Consider the following 21363-nt stretch of genomic DNA (forward strand, 5'->3'; position numbering starts at 1 on the left):
ATCGCTGCCGACTATAGCAACGCAGGGCCTGCGCGCGTGAAGTTCATCCTCGGTTTTCTCGTCGTACTGGGCGCCGTCTTCGGGGGCTACGTGGCCCACGGCGGCGACATCTTCATCATCTGGCAGCCCTACGAATACATCATCATCGGCGGCGCCGCGCTGGGCGCGTTCCTGATCGCCAACCCGCCACACGTGGTGGTCACGGTCTTCAAGTCGATCCCCAAACTGATGCAGGGGCGCAAGTATGCGCAGGCCGACTACCTCGACCTGCTGGCGCTGATGTACAAGCTGTTCGTCAAGGCCCGCAAGGAGGGCCTGATGGCGGTCGAAGTCGACATCGACGATCCGGAAAACAGCGAGCTCTTCCAGGCCCACCCGCGGGTGCTGAAGAATCACCATGCCGTCGAATTCATCACCGACTACCTCCGGCTGATCATCTCCGGCTCGATGAACCCCCACGAACTCGACGCCCTGATGGACGTGGATCTGGAGACCCACCACGAAGAGGTGGAGCGCCCCAGCCATGCGGTGAACAAGGTGGCGGATGCCCTGCCCGGCTTCGGCATCGTTGCGGCCATCCTCGGCATCATCAACACCATGGGCGCGATCGGCGGCGACATCGAGACCATCGGCATGAACGTGGCCGCCGCGCTGGTCGGCAGTTTCCTCGGGATCCTGCTGGCCTACGGCTTCGTCGGCCCTACCGCCTCCGCGCTGGAGGCCCGCTCGCACGAGGACACCAAGTACATGCAGTGCATCAAGGCCTGCATCCTCGCCAACGTGCAGGGGTACAGCCCGCAGGTCTCGGTGGAATTCGGCCGCAAGACCATGGAAAGCGACGTGCGCCCGGGCTTCACCGAACTCGAGGAACACGTGAAGGCGGCCTGAGGCCGGCCGGACACCGCTCATGGGCGTCGAGGACAAGACCCAGCCGATCATCGTCAAGAAGAAGGTGGTCCAGGGCGGCCACCACGGGGGCTCGTGGAAGGTCGCCTTCGCCGACTTCGCCCTGGCGATGATGGCCTTCTTCCTGCTGCTGTGGCTGCTGGCCGCGCTGGAGGCGGACGAACGCGCCGCGCTGTCGGAGTATTTCCAGAACCCGTCGGCCTTCGAGGGCCGGGCCATGGCACCGTCGCAGGCCATCGGCGACGGCACCGGCGCCGCCCCCTCGATCATCGATTTCGAGGGCCTCCCGGACCGTCACGACGTCCCGCCGGAACCCTCCGAAGCGGACGAGACCCTGCTGGAAGAGGACCGCGAGCGCCTGGAATCGCTGCAGGAAGCGCTGGAAGAAGCCATCGACCGCAGTCAGGCCCTGGAGCCGTTCAAGGATCAGCTGCTGATGGACATCACCCCGGAAGGCCTGCGTATCCAGATCATCGACGCCGAGAATCGTCCGATGTTCGCCACCGCCAGCGCGCGGCCGCTGGACCATGCCAGCGGCATCCTGCGCGAGCTCGCGGGGCTGATCAACGAGGTCCCCAACCGGATCTCGATCACCGGCCACACCGATGCCCGCCCGCTGCAGCGCGAGGACTACACCAACTGGGAGCTGTCCACCGACCGCGCCAACGCCGCTCGGCGCGAGCTGATCGCCGGCGGCACCGAGCCGGAACAGATCGCGCGCGTGGTGGGGCTGTCCGACACCGTCCCCTTCGACCGGAACAACCCCGAAGCCGCGGTGAACCGGCGCATCACCCTGATCGTACTCAACCAGGAGGCGGAGGAAGCGATGCGCGAGGGAATCGAGACCGAGGGCACCCCGCCGGCGGATGCACTGGACGCCCCGGAAGACTGACCCCGCACGGCACCATCAGCGCAGGAACAGCGAATAGGCCGGGTTGCCGGTCTCCTCGTGCCAGGGATAGCCGACCTCTTCGAGGAATTCGCGGAACCGCTTGCGGTCTTCCTTCGGGATCTGCATCCCTACCAGCACCCGGCCATGGGCCGACCCGTGGTTGCGATAGTGGAACAGCGAGATGTTCCAGGTCTCGCCCATGTGGTTGAGGAAGTTCAGCAGAGCGCCCGGGCGCTCCGGGAACTCGAAGCGATACAGCCGCTCGTGGCGCACCTCGCCACCGTGCCCCCCCACCATGTGCCGCAGATGCAGCTTCGCCACCTCGTTCTCGGTCATGTCGAGAACCTCGTAGCCGCGCTCGCGCAGGGTCGCCAGGATCTCCGCGCGCTCGGCGTCCCCGCCTTCCAGCTTGACCCCGGCGAAGACATGCGCGGTGCTGTCGTCGGCGTAGCGGTAGTTGAACTCGGTAATGCCGCGCTTGCCGATCGCTTCGCAGAACTCGCGGAAGCTGCCGGGGCGTTCGGGAATGGTCACCGCGAACAGCGCCTCACGATGTTCGCCGATCTCGGCGCGTTCGGCCACGTGACGCAGGCGGTCGAAGTTGATGTTGGCCCCGCTGAGAACCGCGGCCAGGTGCGCCCCGCGCAGCCCCTCGCGCTGGGCATACTGCTTCATCCCGGCGACCGCCAGCGCCCCGGCCGGTTCGGCCACCACGCGGGTGTCGTCGAAGATGTCCTTGATCGCCGCGCAGATGGAATCGGTGTCCACAAGCAGCACCTCGTCCACCAGCTCGCGGGTCAGGCGGAAGGTCTCCTTGCCCACCTGACGCACCGCCGCGCCGTCGGCGAAAATGCCCACCTGTTTCAGGCTGACCCGCCGGTTCTGCTGCAGCGCCTTGTACATCGACGGTGCATCATCCGGCTCCACGCCGATCACCCGGATCTCCGGGCGCAGGCGCTTGATGTAGGCCGCCATGCCCGAGACCAGGCCACCCCCGCCGATGCACACGAACACCGCATCGAGAGGCCCGGGATGCTGACGCAGCAGCTCCAGGGCCACCGTGCCCTGGCCGGCAATCACGTCCGGATCGTCGAACGGGTGGATGAAGGTGTAGCCGTGCTCCGCCTCCAGCTCGCGGGCATGCGCTGCGGCCTCGTCGAAGGAATCGCCGAACAGCACCGCCTCGCCGCCGAAACGGCGTACCGCATCGACCTTGATCTGCGGCGTGGTGACCGGCATCACGATAACCGCGCGGATACCGCGGTGGGTCGCCCCCAGCGCCACGCCCTGGGCGTGGTTGCCCGCCGAGGCCGCGATCACGCCCTTCGAACGCTGCTCCTCCGAAAGCTGCGCGATCTTGTTGTAGGCGCCGCGCAGCTTGAACGAGAACACCGGCTGCAGGTCCTCGCGCTTGAGGCGGATATCACAGCCCAGCCGGTTCGACAGCGTGGGCATGACGTCCAGCGGCGTCTCCCGCGCAACGTCGTACACGCTGGAGGTGAGGATCTTCTCCAGATAGGGATAGTCTTTCATGACTTCGCACGATAGCACGCGCACCGCATACCTTGTGAGCTCTTCGCGCTGCGCGGCGCTTGTCCCGTCAACGTCGGGATGGTTATGCTCGACAGGTTATATCAAGAACATGCGAGACGAAGCGATGACTCAGGACGAAATGAAGAAGGCGGTGGCCGAAGCGGCCCTGTCGAAGATCGAGGACGGCTGGGTGGTCGGTGTCGGCACCGGATCGACCGCCAACTATTTCATTGATGCCCTGGCGGGCATGAAGAACCGCATCGACGGGGCCGTCGCCTCCAGCGAGGCGAGCGCGGAGCGCCTGCGCAAACATGGCATCGAGGTCCTGGACCTGAATTCGGCCGGCCCGCTGCCGATCTACGTCGACGGCGCCGACGAGGCCACCACCCACCTGCACCTGACCAAGGGCGGTGGCGGCGCGCTGACCCGCGAGAAGATCGTGGCCGCGGCCTCCGAGACCTTTGTCTGCGTGGTCGACGACACCAAGATCGCGAACTATCTGGGCAACTTCCCGCTGCCGGTGGAGGTCATCCCGATGGCCCGCAGCCACGTGGCGCGCGCGCTGTCGAACCTGGGCGGCAATCCGGAACTGCGCGAAGGCTTCGTCACCGACAACGGGAACGTCATCCTCGACGTCCACAACCTGCGCATCATGAACCCGGTGGAGCTGGAATCGGAGATCGATCACATCGCCGGGGTGGTGACCAACGGGCTGTTCGCGCGGCGCCCGGCCGACGTGATGCTGATCGGCAGCGAGAAGGGCGTGCGCGAACTGCACCACCACTGAGGCACGATGAACGAGACCGGCAAGTGGCTGATCATCATCGGCGGCGCGATCGTCCTGATCGGGCTGCTGTGGCCCTGGCTGGGAAAGATCCCCTGGGGGCGGCTCCCGGGGGACATCGTGATCGAACGCGGTGACAGCCGCTTCTACTTCCCGCTGACGACCATGATCATCGTCAGCATCGTGCTGTCACTGATCCTGAGCTTCTTCCGCCGCTGATCCCCGCTCTCAGCCCATCACCTCGTCGTAGAACGCCTCCATTCCGCCCTCGAGGAAGTAATAACGCTCGTCCTCGATGCCCAGCTCGCGCAGGCGATACTGCAGCCAGCGCACCTGCTGTCCGTGCTGATCGAAGATCAGCAGGGTGTCGCCGTCCGCGGCGGCCGCCCGCAGGGCGTCGTCCAGGGCCGCCGGCTCATTCACCGGCATGACCCGCTCGCGTCCGCCGAACAGGGCGATGTCATCCTCGTCCCCGGCACCACTGATGTCGAGCAGCAGGCTGTCGTCTTCCTGGGCCCGGCGTGCGAACGTCTCTCCATCCAGCAACCGCGCCGCGAACGACGCGTCGGGGATCAGATCGTCGTCCTCGACCGCTTCGCCGAACAGGCGGGAGAAGCGCGGATAGCTCCGCGCCCAGTCGTTCATGCCGGCGTCATACGCCAGCACGGCATCAAGCCCGGCATCACTGGCCCGCGCCGCGGCACGGTACGCCCGATGGCTGTCGCGCCCGTTGCAGTAGAACACCAGCGGGCTGCCCTCGCGGGCTTCCAGGTCGCGGACACGCTCGTCGAAATCGGGGGCGTGCAGATTCACGTGATGGGCGTCGCGCATCCGCATCACGTCGAATTCCGCGCGCGGGCGCACGTCCACCAGGGTCGAGCCGCTGAACTGACCACGCAGGTCGAACAGTTCGATGGCCTCCACCCCGAAGCGTTCGTAAAGATGACGCCCCGGAAACTCCGCCAGCTGGGCCGAGACGATGACAGGGGTGGCCAGCAGGCCGGCGGCAAGGGCGAACACACCCGAACGAACAGCGAAATGACGAAAGCTCATGCGATCTCCGTTGACGTCAGCAGGGGGCCGCGGGATACGGCCTTCCCTGCGACGCCCTGTGAACTCCGTTTATTCCACTGCGCAGTGTACGGGAAACCGTCGTTCAGAGCAGGACCTTCTCGATGCCTCCTTCACGCGCCCGGTCGATGAAGCCCTTCTGCCAGTCCTCGCCCAGCAGCCGGTTGGCCATCTCCACCACGATGTAATCGGTGTCCAGGCCGGTATCCTCGCGGTAGCGCGACAGCCCCTGCTGGCAGGCCGGGCAGGAGGTCAGCATCTTCACGTTGCCGTTTTCCGCCTTCTCCTCGCCGGTCAGCTGCTTGATGCCCTTGTGCAGCTCCTCCTGCTTGCGGAAGCGCACCTGGGTCGCAATGTCCGGGCGGCTGACCGCGAAGGTCCCGGCCTCGCCGCAGCAGCGGTCGGACTCCAGCACCGGCTGGCCCAGCAGGTTGCCGGCCACCTCGGTCGGCTTGTGCGACTTCATCGGCGAGTGGCAGGGGTCGTGGTACATGTACTGAACCCCCTGGAGGCCTTCCAGTTTGATGCCCTTCTCCATCAGGTACTCGTGGATATCCAGCAGCCGGCAGCCCGGGAAGATCCGCTCGAATTCGTATTTGAGCAGCTGATCCATGCAGGTCCCGCAGGAAACCACCACGGTCTTGATATCGAGGTAGTTGAGCGTGGTCGCGATGCGATGGAACAGCACGCGGTTTTCGGTGCTGATCTGCGAGCCCTTCTCGAAATCGCCACCGGCATTCTGCGGATAGCCGCAGCACAGGTAGCCCGGCGGCAGCACGGTCTGCGCCCCCGCATCGTAGAGCATGGCCAGGGTGGCCAGGCCGACCTGGCTGAACAGGCGTTCGGAGCCACAGCCGGGGAAGTAGAACACCGCATCGGAGTCCATATCGGTCTTCACCGGATCGCGCAGGATCGGGACGTAGCGCGAGTCCTCCAGCCCCAGCATCTGGCGCGTGGTCTGGCTCGGCAGCCCGGCCGGCATGGGTTTCTTCACGAAATGCACGACCTGCTCGTGCACCGGCGGCTTGCCGGTGGTCGAACGCGGGGTCTTGCCCTCGCCGGTCAGGCCGAGCTTCTTGAACGACCAGTGGCCCAGGCGCTGGGCCGCGTACCCCATCTGGATCGCGCCCTTGCGAATACCCTTGATGGTGGCGGGATCCTTGGTGTTCAGGAAGGCCATGGACATCATGGTCGCCGGCGATGCCTTGCGCTTGCCCTTCTTGTTCAGGATCGAGCGCATGTGCATGGTCACGTCGCCGAAGTCGATATCGACCGGGCACGGGTTCAGGCACTTGTGGCAGATCGTGCAGTGATCGGCCACGTCGTTCATTTCCTCGAAGTGGTTGAGGGACAGCCCGCGCCGAGTCTGCTCTTCGTAGAGGAAGGCCTCGACGATCAGCCCGGTCGCCAGGATCTTGTTGCGCGGCGAGTACAGCAGGTTGGCCCGCGGGACGTGCGTGTTGCACACCGGCTTGCACTTGCCGCAGCGCAGGCAGTCCTTGATCTCGTCGTTGAGATCCCCCAGCTCGCTCTGCTCCAGGATCAATGCCTCCTGCTTTACCAGGCGCAGCGACGGCGTGTAGGCATTGTTCAGGCCGGAGCCTTCCATCAGTTTGCCGGCGTTGAACACTCCTTCGGGGTCGATCTGCTTCTTGTACTTCGCGAAGGACGTGATCGACTCCGGGTCCAGGTACTGCATCTTGGTCAGCCCGATGCCGTGCTCACCGGAGATCACCCCGTCCAGCTCGCGCGCCAGGCGCATCACCTCGTCCACCAGGCGCTCGGCCTGATGCATCATCGGGTAGTCGTTGGAATTGACCGGGATGTTGGTGTGCACGTTGCCGTCGCCCGCATGCATGTGCAGGGCGATGAACAGACGACTCGTCAGTACCCGGTCATGGATGGCGGTCAGGCGCTTGCGCACCGACTCCATCTGGTGGCCGTTGAAGATGTCGAACAGCGGCCGTTCGACCTCCGCGCGGTAGGAGATGCGCAGGCTGCGGCGCAGCAGCAGGTGGATCAGCTTGTCATGCGGACGCATGTCCGCACGCGCGGCGTCATCCAGCAGCTCGTCGCATTCGGAGGCCAGGGTGTGGAAGTTGTCGGCGATGCGCGACCAGCGATCGCGCACGGATTCCAGCACCTCGACCGCCCGCTGGCGCTTGGACTCGAACCACTGCTGGCCCTCGCCCTCGGCGTCTTCCAGCAGCTCGCGCAGTTCGGGATGATCGCCGCGCATGCACTCCAGCATCTCGTCGATCATCGCCAGCTTGTTCTTCAGCGATTCGCGGACGTTGAGGGTCTCCACCCCCTCGGTGTATTCCGCCAGCCGCTCCAGCGGGATCACCACGTCCTCGTTGATCTTGAACGCGTTGGTGTGATGGGCGATAGCCGCGGTGCGGGCACGATCCGCCCAGAAGCGCTTGCGTGCCTCGGGGCTCACGGCGATGAAGCCCTCGCCGTTGCGGGCGTTGGCCGCACGCACCATCTGCCCGGCCAGCCGGCCCAGCGCGTCCTCGTTGTCGGAGACGATGTCGGCCACCAGGACCATCTTCGGCAGGTCGCCGCGCGCCCCCTTGGGGGTGTACTTCACCGCGCGCACGTAGCGTTCGTCGAGGTGCTCGAGCCCGGCCAGCAGGACCTCGTCCTCGGCATCCACCGCGTCCTTGATCTCGACGATCGCCGGGACCGCCTCGTGCAGGTCGGTGCCATAGAACTCCAGGCACACAGTGCGGATGTTGTCCGGCATGCGGTGGAGGATGAACTCCGCCGAGGTGATCAGGCCGTCGCAGCCTTCCTTCTGGATGCCCGGCACCCCCATCAGGGTCTTGTCGGTCACGTCCTTGCCGAGCCCCGTCTTGCGGAACTGCGCCCCGGGCATCTCGAGGATCTCGGGCTCGCCCTTCTGGGTCTTCCCGTCGGCCTCGTAGCGAGTCACGCGGAACTGCACCGTCTGCGCATCGTGGATCTTGCCGAGGTTGTGATCGAGGCGCTCGATGTACATCCAGTCGGCCTCGGGGGTGACCATGGTCCAGGCCGCAAGGTTATCCAGCGCGGTGCCCCACAGCACCGCCTTCTTGCCGCCGGCATTCATGGCCACGTTGCCGCCGATAGTGGATGCGTCCTGCGAGGTCGGATCCACCGCGAATACCAGGCCGTTATTGTCGGCCAACTCGGAAACGCGCTTGGTGACCACGCCCGCCTCGACATGCACCACCGGCACTTCCTTGTCCACACCCGGCAGCGTGCGCCGCTGCACGTCGCTAATGTTTTCCAGCTTCTCGGTGTTGATGACCGCCGAGCGCTTGGACAGCGGAACCGCACTGCCGGTATAGCCGGTACCGCCACCGCGCGGGATCACGGTCAGACCCAGCTCGATACAGGCCGCGACCAGCGGGCCCATTTCCTCTTCGGAATCCGGCGTCAGCACCACGAACGGCAGCTCCACGCGCCAGTCGGTCGCATCGGTCACGTGCGAGACGCGGGCCAGCCCGCCGAACTGGATATTATCCTTGTGCGTGAGCCCGTTCATACGCTTGCGAACCTTGTCGCGCAACGCCAGCGTCTTGTCGAACTCCTCCGCGAACGCGGTCAGTGCCGCCTGGGCGCGCCGGGCCAGGGTCAGGGCCTTCTCGTTGCCCTCGGCACGGGCCTCGATCTGATCGAGGCGGTGCTGCATCGCATCGATCAGAGAACGGCGACGCTTGCGGTCTCCCAGCAGATCGTCCTGGATATACGGGTTGCGCGTCACCACCCACATATCCCCCAGGACCTCGAACAGCATGCGCGCGGACACGCCGGTACGGCGCTCGCCACGCAGCTCGTTGAGCAGTTCCCAGGTATCGGAACCGAGGAAGCGGATAACGATTTCGCGATCGGAGAAAGAGGTGTAGTTATACGGTATTTCGCGCACGCGTTCGGCGGTCATTGAGGCGGGGCCTCCCGATCAGAGTGAAGCGCAAGGTTAACGGCCAGCCGGACCGAAAGCACGATCTCGCACTCGCGGTCCATTCTTTTGGCACCAAAGTAGTTGCGCAATATTAAGGAAACCCTGATCGACGTGCACGTCCGACCGGGCCCGGAACAGCCCGGGCCCGGTCGGCTGCGGAGATAATGCGGCGTCAGAACAGTTTGGATTCCATCTCCAGAAACACCGCATTGGCGTTGGAGCGGTTGGTCTGGTCGAACGCCGGCAGGTCTTCGTATTCGGACCAGTCCATGGCAGCGTAGGCCTCCTCGAAGGACATCATGTCCTCGACCGATTCCGCCATGTGCTCACGCAGCTTCACCAGGTAGTCCCGGGTGAAACGCACCGCGCGCCGGGCATTGGCGGTCGCGTCGCCATGCCCCGGGATCAGAAAGTTCGGCTCCATCGCCTCCACCTGCTCGAGGCGGTTCACCCAGTTGCCGGAATCCAGGGCATCATCGCCGAGGAACGGGATGCGGCCGTCAAACACGATATCGCCGGCAAACACCACGCCGTCTTCCTCGACCACCATGATGACGTCATCCGGTGAATGCGCCGGACCGGCATGCAGCAGGCGGAAAGTCTTGCCGCCCAGCTCGATGGCGTACTCGTCGTCGAACAGCTCGTCCGGCGGGATCACCTGGGTGTCTTCGTCCACCCACGGATAGAGCACGCCCCGGCGCTGTTCCAGCCGGTTTTCGGCCGCGGGCCCGCGCAGATAATCCTCGGCGCGCCGCTGCCCGATGATGCGTGCTTGCGTGTGATCGGCGAATGCCTGCAGACCGTAGATATGGTCCGCATGGTAATGACCCGCAATCACGTAGCGGATCGGTTGATCCGTGACTTCCCGGATCCGCCGGATCATCTCGAACCCCAGGGCCGGGGTACCCAGAGCGTCGTAGACCACCACGCCCTCGTCGGTCACCACGAAACCGGCGTTGGAGGTGTGGCCCTCGTTGTCGGGGCCCGGGATGCCCGACAGACCGATCATGTACCAGGCATTGGTCCCTTCCACCTGGCGGGCACGGGTATCGACAGTGACCTCGGAATACGGATTCTCGGGTACGGACATGGCTTCTCCTCGCTCGAAACCTGGGACTGACTATAGACCACAGACGCACGGAGAAGACCCGACATTCCGCAGAAGAGCCCCCGCGTGTGCGTTGCTCCGCTTCGCTCCGCCGAACCTTCCAGGTTCCCATCCTGGTCCGGGTCCATATCCATGAAAAAGGGCCCCGCGAGGGGGCCCTTTTCCATGGATGGCTGGGGGACCAGGGTTATTCGGCGCTGCGCGCCTCACCCTTCGGGCCGCACACGCTGCGCGTGTGCGTTGCTCCGCTGCGCTCCGCCGAACCTTCCAGGTTCTCATCCTGGCCGGTCATATCCATGAAAAAGGGCCCCGCGAGGGGGCCCTTTTCCATGGATGGCTGGGGGACCAGGATTCGAACCTGGGTTGACGGAGTCAGAGTCCGTAGTCCTACCGCTAGACGATCCCCCAATTCTGGCCAGTGCCCGAAACCTCCGGATACACCGGCGAAAACCGGATCAGCGCTTGGAGTACTGCGTCGCGCGACGGGCCTTGCGCAGGCCGATCTTCTTGCGCTCCACCTCGCGGGCATCCCGCGTCAGGTGACCGCCACGACGCAGCGTGCTGCGCAGGTCCTCATTATACTCAACCAGGGCGCGGGCGATACCCAGACGAATGGCACCCGCCTGACCGTTGCCGCCCCCGCCGGAGACCGTGGCCACCACGTCGAAGCCGTCGAGGGCTTCCGCCGCTTCCAGCGGCTGCCGGACAACCATGCGCGAGGTCGGACGACCAAAGAACTCGTCCAGCGGACGGCCGTTGACGGTCACGTTGCCCGAGCCGGGACGCAGAAAGACACGCGCGGAAGCCGTCTTGCGGCGACCCGTACCGTAGTACTGATTCATAGCCATTGGAATCGATTTCCCTGTTTCTGGTTGGCGGCGCCGCGGATCAGATGTCCAGCGGCTGCGGCTGCTGGGCCGCATGCCGGTGCTCGGTTCCGGCATACACCTTGAGTTTCTTGAGCATCGACCGGCCGAGCGGGTTGCGCGGCAGCATGCCCTTGACGGCCAGCTCGAGCACCTTCTCCGGATGACGTTCGATCATCTGGGAGAAGTTCGCCTCCTTGATGCCCCCCGGATAACCGGTATGGCGATAATACATCTTGTCGGAGGCCTTGTTGCCCGAGACCCGGATCTTGTCCGCATTGATCACGACGATGTAGTCGCCGGTATCCACGTGCGGCGTGTAGACGGGCTTGTGCTTTCCGCGCAGCCGACGCGCGATTTCCGTGGCGAGTCGACCGAGGGTCTTGTCACTGGCATCCACAAGGAACCAGTCGCGTTCGACTTCTGCCGGCTTGGCGCTGATGGTGCTCATGTATCGATGCTCCGATGTCGGGGCGATTCAGAAAGCGCGAAAGAATACCGTGTTGTACCCCGTCATTCAAGGGTCCCACGAGCGATCGCGCAAAAAGACGGGGCCGCCCCGAAGGACGGCCCCGTCAGCGCATGCCTGTCCCTTGCGGGCTTACATGGCGCTTTCGGCCTGCTGCTGGACCTCCTGCATCAGCTCGGGGTCGTTCTGCAGGGCCATGGCGACCTCATTGTACTCTTCAACGGTCATGCCGGCATCCTCCACGGCCGCGACCATCTCGTCCTGGGCCTCCTGCTGCATCTGCTGCGCCTCGGTCTCGTCCTCGGCTTCCTGCAGGCGCTGGGAGAAGTCCTCGCGGACCTCCTGCACACCGACAAAGGCTTCGACGAAGGTGTCGATGTCTTCATCGGACAGGTCGACCTCGGGGGCCTCCTGCTGCATCGGGGCGCCGCCACCTTCCGGCGGAGCACCCCCCTGGGCGCCACCTTCCGGCGGAGCACCGCCCTGGGCGCCACCTTCCGGCGGAGCACCGCCCTCGGCGCCGCCACCCATCTGGGCGGAGGCCACGCCACCGAAGGCGAACATGGAAGTCAGGGCGAAAGCCATTGCGGTCTTGCGAAAGTTCATCATTGCGTTTGCTCCTTGGTCTTTACGACGGTCTGTATTCACGAAAATCATGATCTGCGGGCCGGACTACCAGTCCCGCTCCGTGCCCTGCCGCGGGTCTTCGCCGGGCTCGGGCATCGCCTCGCCCTCGGGCCGCTCGCCCGGGGCCGGCATCTGCTGGCCGGTGGCACCGCCACGCGGATCCGTGCGCTCGGGTTCCATGCTCCCCGGCGGCGCGTCACGCGGCTCGGGGGGCGCACCTTGCGGCCGATCCGGCTGCCCCGGGCCGGTCTGCGGTTCGGGGGGCTGCCCGCCGGGCGGGAGCCCGCGTTCCTGTCCGGTCCCGCCCGGCGGAAGCCCCCCGCCCTGGCCGCTCCCGCCGGGTGGCGGGGCATCCTGCGGTGCCGGTGCGTCCTGCCGCGGCTCGGGCGGCTGGCCCTGCCCCGGGGTTCCGGCCTCGGGAGGCATGTCGCCGGCGGGGGCACCGCCCTGGCCCGCCTGGGCCGCGGCCACCCCGGAAAAGCCGAGGGTCAGCACCGAACCGAGCGCCATGGCCGTTGCGGTTTTGCGGAAAGTCGTCATGCGACCTCCTGTGGTTTGCGGATTTCGCTACGGACAAGTCACATGATGCAACCCACGGGCCAACATTCAGAACACAAAAAAATATCTTTTCAATCAGAGATATGAAGGCCGTCCGTGCGGCCGGGAGGAGAACAGAAAGAAGATCAGAACTGTTTCTTTTCGACACATGGGTCGCAATGAAACGTGTCACCGCGTCCGCATGACACACCGCGCAAGGGAAAGGGCTCAGTTCGTATCGGACTCGCCGAGCCGCCGATAAAGCGTCTTGCGGCCGATCCCCAGCATGCGCGCTGCCCGTTGCTTGTTGCCCTCGCAGTGTTCCAGCACGCGCTGGATGTAATCGGTCTCGAGTTCGGCCAGCGAAGGCCAGTGGGCGTCCCGGGCTCCGGGAGCGCCGTCACTTGGGGACGTACCGGCGGGTGTCCCGCCGGATGCCGATGCGTGCACCCGCTCCGGCAGGTCGCGCAATTCGATCTGGTCACCGGAAGACAGGGTCGCGGCGCGTTCCATCAGACTGGAGAGCTCGCGCACGTTGCCGGGAAAGGCATAGTGGAGGAGGGCCCGCATCGCCTCGGGACTCGGACGGCGCTCCGGCAGCCCGTGAGCCAGGGCGTGCTGGCGCAGGAACTGCAGGGCCAGGCGTTCGATATCCTCGCCCCGGTCGCGCAACGGCGGGATCTCGATACGAAAGGTCTCCAGCCGATAGTAGAGGTCCTCGCGGAACTCGCCCTGCGCGATGCGCCCCGGGATGTCCTGGTGGGTCGCCGCCACGATGCGAACGTCGGTGTCCACCTCCTCGTTGCCGCCCACCGGGCGCACGCGCCCGTCCTGCAGCAACCGCAGGAGCTTGCTCTGCATCGCCACCGGCATCTCGGCGATCTCGTCGAGAAACAGGGTGCCCCCGTCGGCCTCGCGGAACAGGCCGCGGCGCGCGCCCCTGGCCCCGGAAAAAGCCCCGGCGACATGCCCCAGCAGTTCCGATTCCAGCAGGCTCTCGGGGATGCCGGCGCAGTTCAGGGCAACGAAGGGACCGTCGCGGCGAGCACTCTCGGCGTGCAGCGCACGCGCCACCAGCTCCTTGCCGGTACCGGATTCGCCGGTGATGAGCACCGATCCATCGGAAGCCGCGATCCTCCGGATCAGGTCGAACAGCCGCAACATCGCCGGGCTGTTCCCCTGCATGCCGTGAAAGCCCTCCCCGGCCGCCAGCAGCTCGCGATACTGGCGCACCTCGGCCTTCAGCCGCCGGGCCTCGATCACCCGGTCGGCCGCCAGCCGCAGATGATCGAGGTCCACCGGCTTGGTCAGGAAATCATCCGCCCCCGCCTTGAGCGCGGCCACGGCCTGGTCGATGGTTCCGAAGCCGGTAAGCATGATGAAACCGGGCTCCGGCACCGCCTCGCGCGTGGCTTCCAGCACGCGAAAGCCATCCTCGCCCGGCAGCCTCAGATCGCTGACCACCAGGCCGAAGGGTTGCTGGCCCAGGGCCTGCATCGCCTCTTCGGCGCTGCCCACGGCCACCACGTCATGCCCCGCCTCGCGCAGCTCCTCCACCAGCAGATCCCGGTGACCGCGATCGTCCTCCACCACCAGCACCGACTCCGGATTGGTCATGCACCCTCCTCCGGCAATGTTCCATCCTCTCCATCCCGCGCGGCACTTCCCGCGGCATCCGCAGCCCGGGGAAACCGGATCACGAAACGGGTCTCACCCGGGGCCGAACGATCCAGCGCGATCGACCCGCCATGATCCTCCATCGCCACCTGGGCCACCGCCAGCCCGAGACCGGTACCCTTTCCGGCCGGCTTGGTGGTGAAAAAGGGTTCGAACAGGCGCTCCGCGGCCTCCGCATCGATACCGCCTCCGGCGGCCGGGCCGTCGTCGGCCACGGTGACTTCGACCTGCTCGTCCTCCACGCCCCAGGTGATCCGCACGCGCGACCGGGCTGCCTGCCCGCCGTTCTCGATCAGGTTTTCCAGCGCCTGGCCCAGTCGCAGCCGGTCCGCTTCCACCTGCAGGGGCGCGCCTTCCAGCTCGAATTGCACGTCCGGACAATGTCCCCGACCGCGCACGCGATCCACCAGTTCCCGGACCAGTTCATCCAGATTCACGCTGCGGCGCTGCAGCGGATTGCGCCGAGCGAAATCCAGCAGCTGCCGCACGATGGTCTCCACCCGTTCGGTTTCTGCCCGCAGCTCCTGCATTTCCTTGCGCGCCGGATCGTCCTCGGCCAGGCGGCGGGCGGCCCGCTGGGCGCGTCCGGCGATGATCCCCAGCGGGGTTCCCAGCTCGTGCGCCACCCCGGCCGCCAGCTGGCCGATCGCCGCCAGCTTTTCCGAATGCCGCAGTTTTTCCTCCAGCGCTCGCTGCTCGGCCCGCTGCGCCTCCAGCGCGGCTTCGGACGCCTCGCGCCGTTCCAGCATCCCGTTCATGGTCGCCGCGACATGGCGCAGCTCCGCCGGCCCGGCCTCGGGTGCCCGCACGCCGCGCACCCCTTCGCCGATGTCGTGCATCACCCCGGTCAGGCGCTCGACGTGGCGCCCCACGGCCCGGTGGTACCCCACCAGCACCAGGGCCAGGAACAGCACCGTCACCGCCCCGGTCAGCACCGCGCCCTGCCAGCGCAGCTGGGAGACGTAGGCACGAAACGGAGACACGTCACGGGTTACCTGGAGCAGGCCCACGATTCGTCCCGCATGGTCCGCCAGCGGCAGAAAGAACGAAAAAACCTCGCGCCCGCGATGTTCATCGAACGCGCCCAGGGTTCCGGTCTCGCTGATCGCCTGCGCCTCTCCCCGATGCCGCAGCGACGGGCTGGGCGGCCCGGAGGTCGCCACCAGCTCGCCGCGCGCGTCGTAGACGTACACCCCGAAGACTTCGTCGATCTGGAACAGCGAGTCCAGCGACTCCTGAACGGCGGCCACGTCCTGTTCAACGATCGCCGTGGACACCGGCAGACGGATCGCCCGCGCAACCAGCTCGATGTCGTCCTGCATGCGGTCTTCCATCTGCGTCTGGAATTCCTGCAGGCCCAGCGCGACCACCGCCCCCACCAGCAGGAGCAGCGGCAGCAGGATGAACATCACCACCACGTTGCGCAGGCTGTTCAGGCGTCGCGTCATGATCGATGGGAACCGGGGGCGGGCATGCCGCCATGGTAGGCGCGCCGGCCGGACGATGCGAACGGGCAAAAAAAAGCGCGGGACAGAGCCCGCGCCAAGAAAACCACCAAAGGAGGATGGAGGAGTCCGCCGATGCTGTCAGGGGGGACAACATTCAGCGTATGCAGATCTTCTAATATTAGGATTTTCCTGTCAAGCACTTCCCGCGAGCGACGAACAGAAAGCGGTCGCGCCGGACCGGTTTTTCTCCTAAGCTTGCGATCTGCACACCCGTAAGACGCATACGCCGCACAACTATTCCGTCCCGACGCGTTCGCCGCGAAGCGATACCCCGATGCTTGAACACTGCACCCTTCCGGTAACCCCGCTGGAGCAGAACGCCACCCTGATCTGGTGCAACGAAACCGGTCGCGCCGCCTGGGTCGACCCCGGCGGCGAGGCCCCGACCCTGCTGGCCCGCGTGCGCGATCAGGGCCTGGAACTGGACTCCATCCTGCTGACCCACGGCCACCTGGATCATGCCGGCGGCGCGGCCGAGCTGGCACGGCTGTCCGGCGCGCCCGTCATCGGCCCGCAGCGCGAGGACGCGTTCTGGCTCGAGCAGCTGCCGCAGCAGGCCGCGATGTTCGGATTTCCGGAAATCGCGCCGCTGACCCCGGACCGCTGGCTGGACGACGGAGAGACCCTGGAGCTGGGGAACGAACGGCTGCAGGTGCTGCACTGCCCGGGACACACCCCGGGGCATGTGGTGTTCTTCAGCCCGTCCGCGCGGCTGGCGCTGGTGGGGGACGTGCTGTTCAACGGCGCGATCGGGCGCAGCGATTTCCCCGGCGGTAACGGGCGCGTACTGATCGAGTCGATCACGCAGAAACTGTGGCCACTCGGAGATGACGTCCGTTTCATCCCCGGCCACGGACCGGAGTCCACCTTCGGCGAGCAGCGCCGGCGCAATCCGTTCGTCGCCGATCACGTGCTCGCCGGATGAACCCCGGCGCGGGGCCTGCCTCAGGCCCCGGCGCGCAGCGCGGCGATGCGCTGTTCGATCGGCGGATGGCTCATGAACAGCTTCTTCAGGCCCTGCGCCATGCCGCCACGGATGCCGAAGGCGGCCATCTGATCCGGCATGTCCACCGGCCGGCCGGATGCCCGCGCCAGCGACTCCAGCGCCCCGATCATCTTCTCGCGCCCGGCCAGTTCGGCTCCGGCCCGGTCGGCGCGGAACTCGCGCTGGCGCGAGAACCAGAACACGATGATGGAAGCCAGGATCGCGAGGATGATCTCGGCCACGATGGCGGTGATCCAGAACGCCGGGCCGTGACCGGACTCGTTCTTGAACACCACGCGATCGACAAAGTGCCCGATCACGCGCGACAGGAAGATCACGAAGGTGTTCACCACGCCCTGGATCAGGGCCAGGGTCACCATGTCGCCATTGGCCACGTGGCCGACCTCGTGGCCCAGCACGGCCTCGACCTCGCCCTGCCCCATGTTCTGCATCAGCCCGGTGCTGACCGCGACCAGCGCGTTGTTCCTGCTCATGCCGGTGGCGAAGGCGTTGGGGTCCGGCGAATCGTAGATCCCGACCTCGGGCATGCCGATGCCCGCCTGCTTCGCCTGGCGCTGGACGGTCTCCAGCAGCCACTGCTCGGTGGCATTCGAAGGCTTCTCGATCACCTGGACCTTCATGGTCTTCTTCGCCATCCACTTGGAGATGGCCAGGGAGATGAACGAGCCGCCGAAACCGAACACCGCGGCAAAGATCAGCAGGGCCGTCAGGTCGAGGTTGACCCCCTGCTCGTCGAGGATGCTCTCCACCCCGAGGATGCGCAGCGTGATGCTGAGCACGATCAGGATGGCGAAGTTGGTGGCCAGGAACAGCAGTATGCGTTTCATCGGATGAACTCGTTCTCCGTTGCGGGTGGAATCAGGCATTTCGGACGGTGTATTAGATAGGGGCGATACACGCGGGTTCAAGTCCCGGCCACACACACCGTCGCCTGCATGACGTATCATCCCTTCGTAGACAATCCTCCGCCCAGGTTCATGCATGCGGGCACCCCCCACCCCCGAAGACGAAGACCGGCGACTGGCCGGCGTGCGCCGTCTCCTGCTCGAGGAGACCGACGGCGAGCGCCTGTTCGCGCCGCTGCTGCGTCAGGCAGCGGCACGCCTGGAGGTCCCGATCACGGTGGTCTCGGTGATCGACCACGACCACCAGCGACTGCTGGGCGCCTACGGCGCCTGTCACCGCCGCATACCGCGCGAGGTCTCGTTGTGCGCCCATGCCATCGCCACCCCGCAGCACACCACCATCGTCGACGACGCGACCGACGATCCGCGCTTTGCCGACAACCCGCTGGTCACCGGCGAGCCGGGCGTGCGTTTCTATGCGGGGATACCGCTGACCCTGGAAGACGGCCTCGCGGTAGGTACCCTGAGCGTGATGGATACCCGGCCGCGCCGGTTCGATGCGGACCGGATCCGCGCGCTGGAGGACTTCGCCGGGCTCGCCGGGCACATCCTGCGTACCGAGTTCCTGCGCGGAGATTATGACGCCACCCGCTCCGCACACGAGCACCAGAGCCGCAAGCTGCACGCCGTGCTCGAGACCGCGGCCGCCGGCATCATCCAGATCGACGCCGGTGGCCTCATCGAGAGCTTCAACCCCGCGGCCGAGCGCCTGTTCGGTTACTCCGCGGCCGAGGTTCTGGGCCACAACGTGTCCATGCTCATGCCGGACCCCTGGGCGAGCCAGCACGACGACTACCTGCGCCACTACCAGGCTACCGGGGAGGCGCGCATCATCGGGATCGGCCGCGAGGTCCGCGGCCTGCATCGCGACGGGCACACCTTTCCGATGCAGCTCGCGGTCTCCTCCATCCGGATCGACGGCGGAGAACACTACATCGGCATCGTCAACGATCTGACCGAACTGCACGAGGCCCAGGAACGCGAACTGCGCGAAAGCCGCCTGTTCAACGCGGTGCTGCGCGGGGCCCCCAATCCGATCTACGCCAGCGACGCCGACGGCCGCTACGTGGTGGCCAACCCGGCCTGCGAGCCACTGCTGGGCTTCGCGCCGGAAAAGGCCCTCGGAAGCACGGCCCACGATCTTTTCAGTGCCGACGTGGCCGACTATGCCCGCGGCCTCGACCACGAAGTCATGACCACCGGCCAGACCCGCACCCAGCCGCTGCATTTCGAGCACAACGGCCGGAGCTGGGAACTGGAACTGATCAAGACCCCGCTGGTCGGCGAGGACGGGCGTTCCGAGGGCGTCATCACCGTCGCCCACGACCTCAGCGAGATCACCCATGCGCAGAATGCCCTGCGCGAGGCGGAACGCCGTCGCAGCCTGTCGCAGCGCTTTGCGCGCATCGGCAACTGGAGCGTGGACGCGGTCACCGGCGAGCTGGACTGGACCCCGGAGGCCGCCGCCCTGACCGAGGGCGCCGAGCATCCCGCGCTGCGGGATCCGCGTTTCCTCACCGACATCGTGCTGCCGGAGGACCGTCCCCGCGTCCAGGGAGCGCTGAACGAAAGCCTGGCCTCGGGGATCCCGCTGGACGTGGAATTCCGCATCCGCACCTCGCCGCCGCGCTGGCTGCGCGCCCAGGGCGATCTGGAACGCGACGACCGTGGCCGCCCGCGACACCTGCTGGGGATCGTCCAGGACATCGACGCCTACCGCAACGCGACCGCGCAGCAGCAGCGCCAGCAGCATCTGCTGGAGGCCATGCGCCTGGCCACCACGCAGTACATGGAGACCGACTCCGCCGAGGACGTCTGGCCGTTCCTGCTGGACACCCTGCTGCAGGTGACCGACAGTCACTACGGTTTCATGGGCGAGACCGAATGGCACGACGGCCAGCCGTGTCTCAAGATCCACGCGATCACCAACCTGGCCTGGAGCGATGCCTCCGAACGGCTCTATCAGGAACTGCTCAGCGGCGACATGCGGCTGTGCGGGGCGAACAGCCTGATCGGTCGGGTCATGCACGAGGGCCGCATGCTGATCTCCGACGACGTGATGACCGACCCCCGCGCCGGCGGCCTCCCCGAAGGGCATCCGGAACTCGGCCCGTATCTCGGCATGCCGCTCTACCACGGCGACGAGCTGGTGGGCATGTTCGGCATCGCCGACCGCCCGGGCGGCTACGACCAGGAACTGGCCGACTTCCTCGCCCCGTTCTCCGCGACCTACGCGATCCTGATCCGCGCCCTGCGCGACCGCGAGGCGCGCCGCCGCGACCGCAAGGAGCTCGAACGGGCGATGCACGAGGCCGAACGCGCGAGCCGGGCCAAGTCGCAGTTCCTGTCCAACATGTCGCACGAGCTGCGCACGCCCCTGAACTCCATCCTTGGCTTCGCCCAGCTGCTCGCGGAGAGCCCGCGCGAGCCGCTGAGCGAACGCCAGGCCCGCCAGGTCGGCCACATCCGCGAGAGCGGCACCCACCTGCTCAGTCTCATCAGCGATGTCCTCGACCTCTCGCGCATCGAGACCGGCCGCCTGACCCTGTCGCCGGAGGCCACCGCGATCGGCGCGGTACTGCGGGAAGCCCTGGACATGGTCCGGCCGCTGGCCGAGGAACGCAGCGTGGCGCTCCACCACCCCGACCCCGACGCCGCATTGCCAACGGTCCACGCCGACCCTACCCGCGTGCGCCAGATCCTGATCAACCTCCTGACGAATGCCGTCAAGTACAATCGCGATCATGGCCGTGTCGACGTGCTTGTCCACCCCGAAAACGGTGGCGAAGAATCGACGGAGCACGGGAGCCTGACCGTGGAGGTGCAGGACACCGGCCCCGGCATCCCGGAGGAACACCAGGAACGCCTGTTCCAGCCGTTCGAGCGCCTGGAACAGGAAGGCACGGGGATCGAGGGAACCGGTATCGGACTCGTGATCTCCCGCGAGCTCGCGGTGCGCATGGGCGGCTCCCTCGATTTCTCCAGCACCGAGGGCGAGGGCTCCAGCTTCCGTGTCCGCCTGCCGCGCAGCGGCCACGCGACCCGGAAGCCGCCCTGGGCCACTGCGGGCGCGAATGAAACGCAAACGGCGGAGCCGGAAGCAGCCCCCGAAACGGACACCGACGCCGCGCCCGCACGGCCCCGGCGGATCCTGTACATTGAAGACAACCCGACCAACATGGAGCTGATGCACGAGCTGGTCCGCCAGCGCGGCCAGGCCGAGCTCCGGGTGGCCACCAGCGCCGAGGAAGGCCTGGTCGCGGCCCGCGAATGGAGACCCGACCTGATTATCCTGGACATCCATCTGCCCGGAATGAGCGGCACCGCCGCCGCGCGCGTGCTCAAGTCACGGCCGGAAACCCGCGACGCGCCCCTGATCGCGCTGAGTGCCGACGCGACCCGCAATCGAGCCGGCGAAGGGAACCAGAACCCGGATTTCGAGGACTACGTCACCAAACCGCTGGACATTCCGGCCTTTAACCGCATCCTCGACCGGCTGCTGAACCCTGCCGACTGACCGACCCT

Annotated in this window: 17 protein-coding genes, 1 tRNA gene and 1 other RNA gene; 6 read left to right on the top strand and 13 right to left on the bottom strand. The window is 66.5% G+C overall.

Annotated features, from left to right (window positions below; all coding sequences use genetic code 11):
* The first annotated feature begins 36 nt into the window (after positions 1 to 36).
* Both motA and motB read left to right on the top strand, forming a co-directional pair.
* Positions 37 to 888 carry a flagellar motor stator protein MotA gene (motA, locus tag D577_RS0104895; RefSeq protein WP_018946438.1) on the top strand — a complete coding sequence of 284 codons (852 nt, stop codon included), beginning with the start codon at positions 37 to 39 and terminating at the stop codon, positions 886 to 888.
* 19 nt (positions 889 to 907) lie between these two features.
* Positions 908 to 1798, top strand: a complete 891-nt coding sequence (motB, locus tag D577_RS0104900; RefSeq protein ID WP_018946439.1) for a flagellar motor protein MotB — start codon at positions 908 to 910, stop codon at positions 1796 to 1798.
* Positions 1799 to 1813: 15 nt separating this feature from the next.
* On the opposite strand, the gene ilvA is transcribed toward motB, so the two are convergent.
* Positions 1814 to 3331 (bottom strand): threonine ammonia-lyase, biosynthetic, encoded by a 1518-nt coding sequence (gene ilvA, locus D577_RS0104905; protein ID WP_018946440.1) that lies wholly within the window; start codon positions 3329 to 3331, stop codon positions 1814 to 1816.
* A gap of 124 nt (positions 3332 to 3455) precedes the next feature.
* Between ilvA and rpiA the strand changes: the two genes are divergently transcribed.
* Both rpiA and D577_RS0104915 read left to right on the top strand, forming a co-directional pair.
* Positions 3456 to 4118, top strand: coding sequence for a ribose-5-phosphate isomerase RpiA (gene rpiA, locus D577_RS0104910; RefSeq protein WP_018946441.1), 663 nt, complete (start codon positions 3456 to 3458; stop codon positions 4116 to 4118).
* A 6-nt stretch (positions 4119 to 4124) separates the two neighbouring features.
* On the top strand, positions 4125 to 4334 hold the full coding sequence (locus D577_RS0104915; protein ID WP_018870056.1) for a DUF2905 domain-containing protein: 210 nt from the start codon (positions 4125 to 4127) through the stop codon (positions 4332 to 4334).
* Positions 4335 to 4343: 9 nt separating this feature from the next.
* Here D577_RS0104915 and D577_RS0104920 read toward each other — a convergent pair whose 3' ends face one another.
* The 11 genes from D577_RS0104920 to D577_RS0104970 form a co-directional block, all read right to left on the bottom strand.
* Positions 4344 to 5168 (bottom strand): rhodanese-like domain-containing protein, encoded by an 825-nt coding sequence (locus D577_RS0104920; RefSeq protein WP_018946442.1) that lies wholly within the window; start codon positions 5166 to 5168, stop codon positions 4344 to 4346.
* 103 nt (positions 5169 to 5271) lie between these two features.
* Positions 5272 to 9114 carry a DUF3683 domain-containing protein gene (locus tag D577_RS0104925; RefSeq protein WP_018946443.1) on the bottom strand — a complete coding sequence of 1281 codons (3843 nt, stop codon included), beginning with the start codon at positions 9112 to 9114 and terminating at the stop codon, positions 5272 to 5274.
* A 193-nt stretch (positions 9115 to 9307) separates the two neighbouring features.
* Positions 9308 to 10225: an MBL fold metallo-hydrolase gene (locus D577_RS0104930; protein ID WP_018946444.1), complete on the bottom strand. Its 918-nt coding sequence runs from the start codon at positions 10223 to 10225 to the stop codon at positions 9308 to 9310.
* A 188-nt stretch (positions 10226 to 10413) separates the two neighbouring features.
* Positions 10414 to 10543, bottom strand: a non-coding RNA gene (locus D577_RS13950) — RtT sRNA.
* 34 nt (positions 10544 to 10577) lie between these two features.
* A tRNA-Gln gene (locus D577_RS0104940) sits at positions 10578 to 10651 on the bottom strand.
* A gap of 47 nt (positions 10652 to 10698) precedes the next feature.
* The gene (rpsI, locus tag D577_RS0104945) at positions 10699 to 11091 is read right to left on the bottom strand and encodes a 30S ribosomal protein S9 (protein ID WP_024328551.1); all 393 of its coding nucleotides are present in this window, start codon (positions 11089 to 11091) and stop codon (positions 10699 to 10701) included.
* Positions 11092 to 11131: 40 nt separating this feature from the next.
* Positions 11132 to 11560 (bottom strand): 50S ribosomal protein L13, encoded by a 429-nt coding sequence (rplM, locus tag D577_RS0104950; RefSeq protein WP_018946445.1) that lies wholly within the window; start codon positions 11558 to 11560, stop codon positions 11132 to 11134.
* A 150-nt stretch (positions 11561 to 11710) separates the two neighbouring features.
* A complete protein-coding gene (locus D577_RS0104955; protein ID WP_026288911.1) occupies positions 11711 to 12184 on the bottom strand; it encodes a DUF4168 domain-containing protein in 474 nt (157 codons plus the stop codon).
* 66 nt (positions 12185 to 12250) lie between these two features.
* The gene (locus D577_RS0104960) at positions 12251 to 12745 is read right to left on the bottom strand and encodes a hypothetical protein (RefSeq protein WP_024328549.1); all 495 of its coding nucleotides are present in this window, start codon (positions 12743 to 12745) and stop codon (positions 12251 to 12253) included.
* Between the two features lie 225 nt (positions 12746 to 12970).
* Complete coding sequence (locus D577_RS0104965; protein WP_018946447.1) at positions 12971 to 14359, bottom strand: sigma-54 dependent transcriptional regulator; 1389 nt, start codon at positions 14357 to 14359, stop codon at positions 12971 to 12973.
* Positions 14356 to 15867 (bottom strand): ATP-binding protein, encoded by a 1512-nt coding sequence (locus tag D577_RS0104970; protein ID WP_018946448.1) that lies wholly within the window; start codon positions 15865 to 15867, stop codon positions 14356 to 14358. Before D577_RS0104970 ends, D577_RS0104965 begins: the two co-directional genes overlap by 4 nt.
* A 334-nt stretch (positions 15868 to 16201) precedes the next feature.
* Between D577_RS0104970 and D577_RS0104975 the strand changes: the two genes are divergently transcribed.
* A complete protein-coding gene (locus D577_RS0104975; protein WP_018946449.1) occupies positions 16202 to 16852 on the top strand; it encodes an MBL fold metallo-hydrolase in 651 nt (216 codons plus the stop codon).
* A 20-nt stretch (positions 16853 to 16872) separates the two neighbouring features.
* Here D577_RS0104975 and htpX read toward each other — a convergent pair whose 3' ends face one another.
* A complete protein-coding gene (gene htpX / locus D577_RS0104980; RefSeq protein ID WP_018946450.1) occupies positions 16873 to 17760 on the bottom strand; it encodes a protease HtpX in 888 nt (295 codons plus the stop codon).
* A gap of 154 nt (positions 17761 to 17914) precedes the next feature.
* Between htpX and D577_RS0104985 the strand changes: the two genes are divergently transcribed.
* A complete protein-coding gene (locus D577_RS0104985) occupies positions 17915 to 21355 on the top strand; it encodes a PAS domain S-box protein (RefSeq protein ID WP_018946451.1) in 3441 nt (1146 codons plus the stop codon).
* Positions 21356 to 21363 lie beyond the last annotated feature (8 nt).

This window comes from Thioalkalivibrio sp. AKL17 (assembly GCF_000377885.1).
GTDB classification, from domain to species: Bacteria; Pseudomonadota; Gammaproteobacteria; order Ectothiorhodospirales; family Ectothiorhodospiraceae; genus Thioalkalivibrio; species Thioalkalivibrio halophilus.

Bases quoted from the DNA above. Each gene is read 5' to 3' on its own strand.
- D577_RS0104970 (WP_018946448.1), bottom strand. From the start codon at position 15,867: ATGACGCGACGCCTGAACAGCCTGCGCAACGTGGTGGTGATGTTCATC.
- motB (WP_018946439.1), top strand. From the start codon at position 908: ATGGGCGTCGAGGACAAGACCCAGCCGATCATCGTCAAGAAGAAGGTG.
- D577_RS0104985 (WP_018946451.1), top strand. From the start codon at position 17,915: ATGCGGGCACCCCCCACCCCCGAAGACGAAGACCGGCGACTGGCCGGC.
- rpiA (WP_018946441.1), top strand. From the start codon at position 3,456: ATGACTCAGGACGAAATGAAGAAGGCGGTGGCCGAAGCGGCCCTGTCG.
- D577_RS0104975 (WP_018946449.1), top strand. From the start codon at position 16,202: ATGCTTGAACACTGCACCCTTCCGGTAACCCCGCTGGAGCAGAACGCC.
- D577_RS0104965 (WP_018946447.1), bottom strand. From the start codon at position 14,359: ATGACCAATCCGGAGTCGGTGCTGGTGGTGGAGGACGATCGCGGTCAC.
- htpX (WP_018946450.1), bottom strand. From the start codon at position 17,760: ATGAAACGCATACTGCTGTTCCTGGCCACCAACTTCGCCATCCTGATC.
- rpsI (WP_024328551.1), bottom strand. From the start codon at position 11,091: ATGGCTATGAATCAGTACTACGGTACGGGTCGCCGCAAGACGGCTTCC.
- rplM (WP_018946445.1), bottom strand. From the start codon at position 11,560: ATGAGCACCATCAGCGCCAAGCCGGCAGAAGTCGAACGCGACTGGTTC.
- D577_RS0104930 (WP_018946444.1), bottom strand. From the start codon at position 10,225: ATGTCCGTACCCGAGAATCCGTATTCCGAGGTCACTGTCGATACCCGT.
- D577_RS0104920 (WP_018946442.1), bottom strand. From the start codon at position 5,168: ATGAGCTTTCGTCATTTCGCTGTTCGTTCGGGTGTGTTCGCCCTTGCC.
- ilvA (WP_018946440.1), bottom strand. From the start codon at position 3,331: ATGAAAGACTATCCCTATCTGGAGAAGATCCTCACCTCCAGCGTGTAC.
- D577_RS0104960 (WP_024328549.1), bottom strand. From the start codon at position 12,745: ATGACGACTTTCCGCAAAACCGCAACGGCCATGGCGCTCGGTTCGGTG.
- D577_RS0104915 (WP_018870056.1), top strand. From the start codon at position 4,125: ATGAACGAGACCGGCAAGTGGCTGATCATCATCGGCGGCGCGATCGTC.
- D577_RS0104955 (WP_026288911.1), bottom strand. From the start codon at position 12,184: ATGAACTTTCGCAAGACCGCAATGGCTTTCGCCCTGACTTCCATGTTC.
- D577_RS0104925 (WP_018946443.1), bottom strand. From the start codon at position 9,114: ATGACCGCCGAACGCGTGCGCGAAATACCGTATAACTACACCTCTTTC.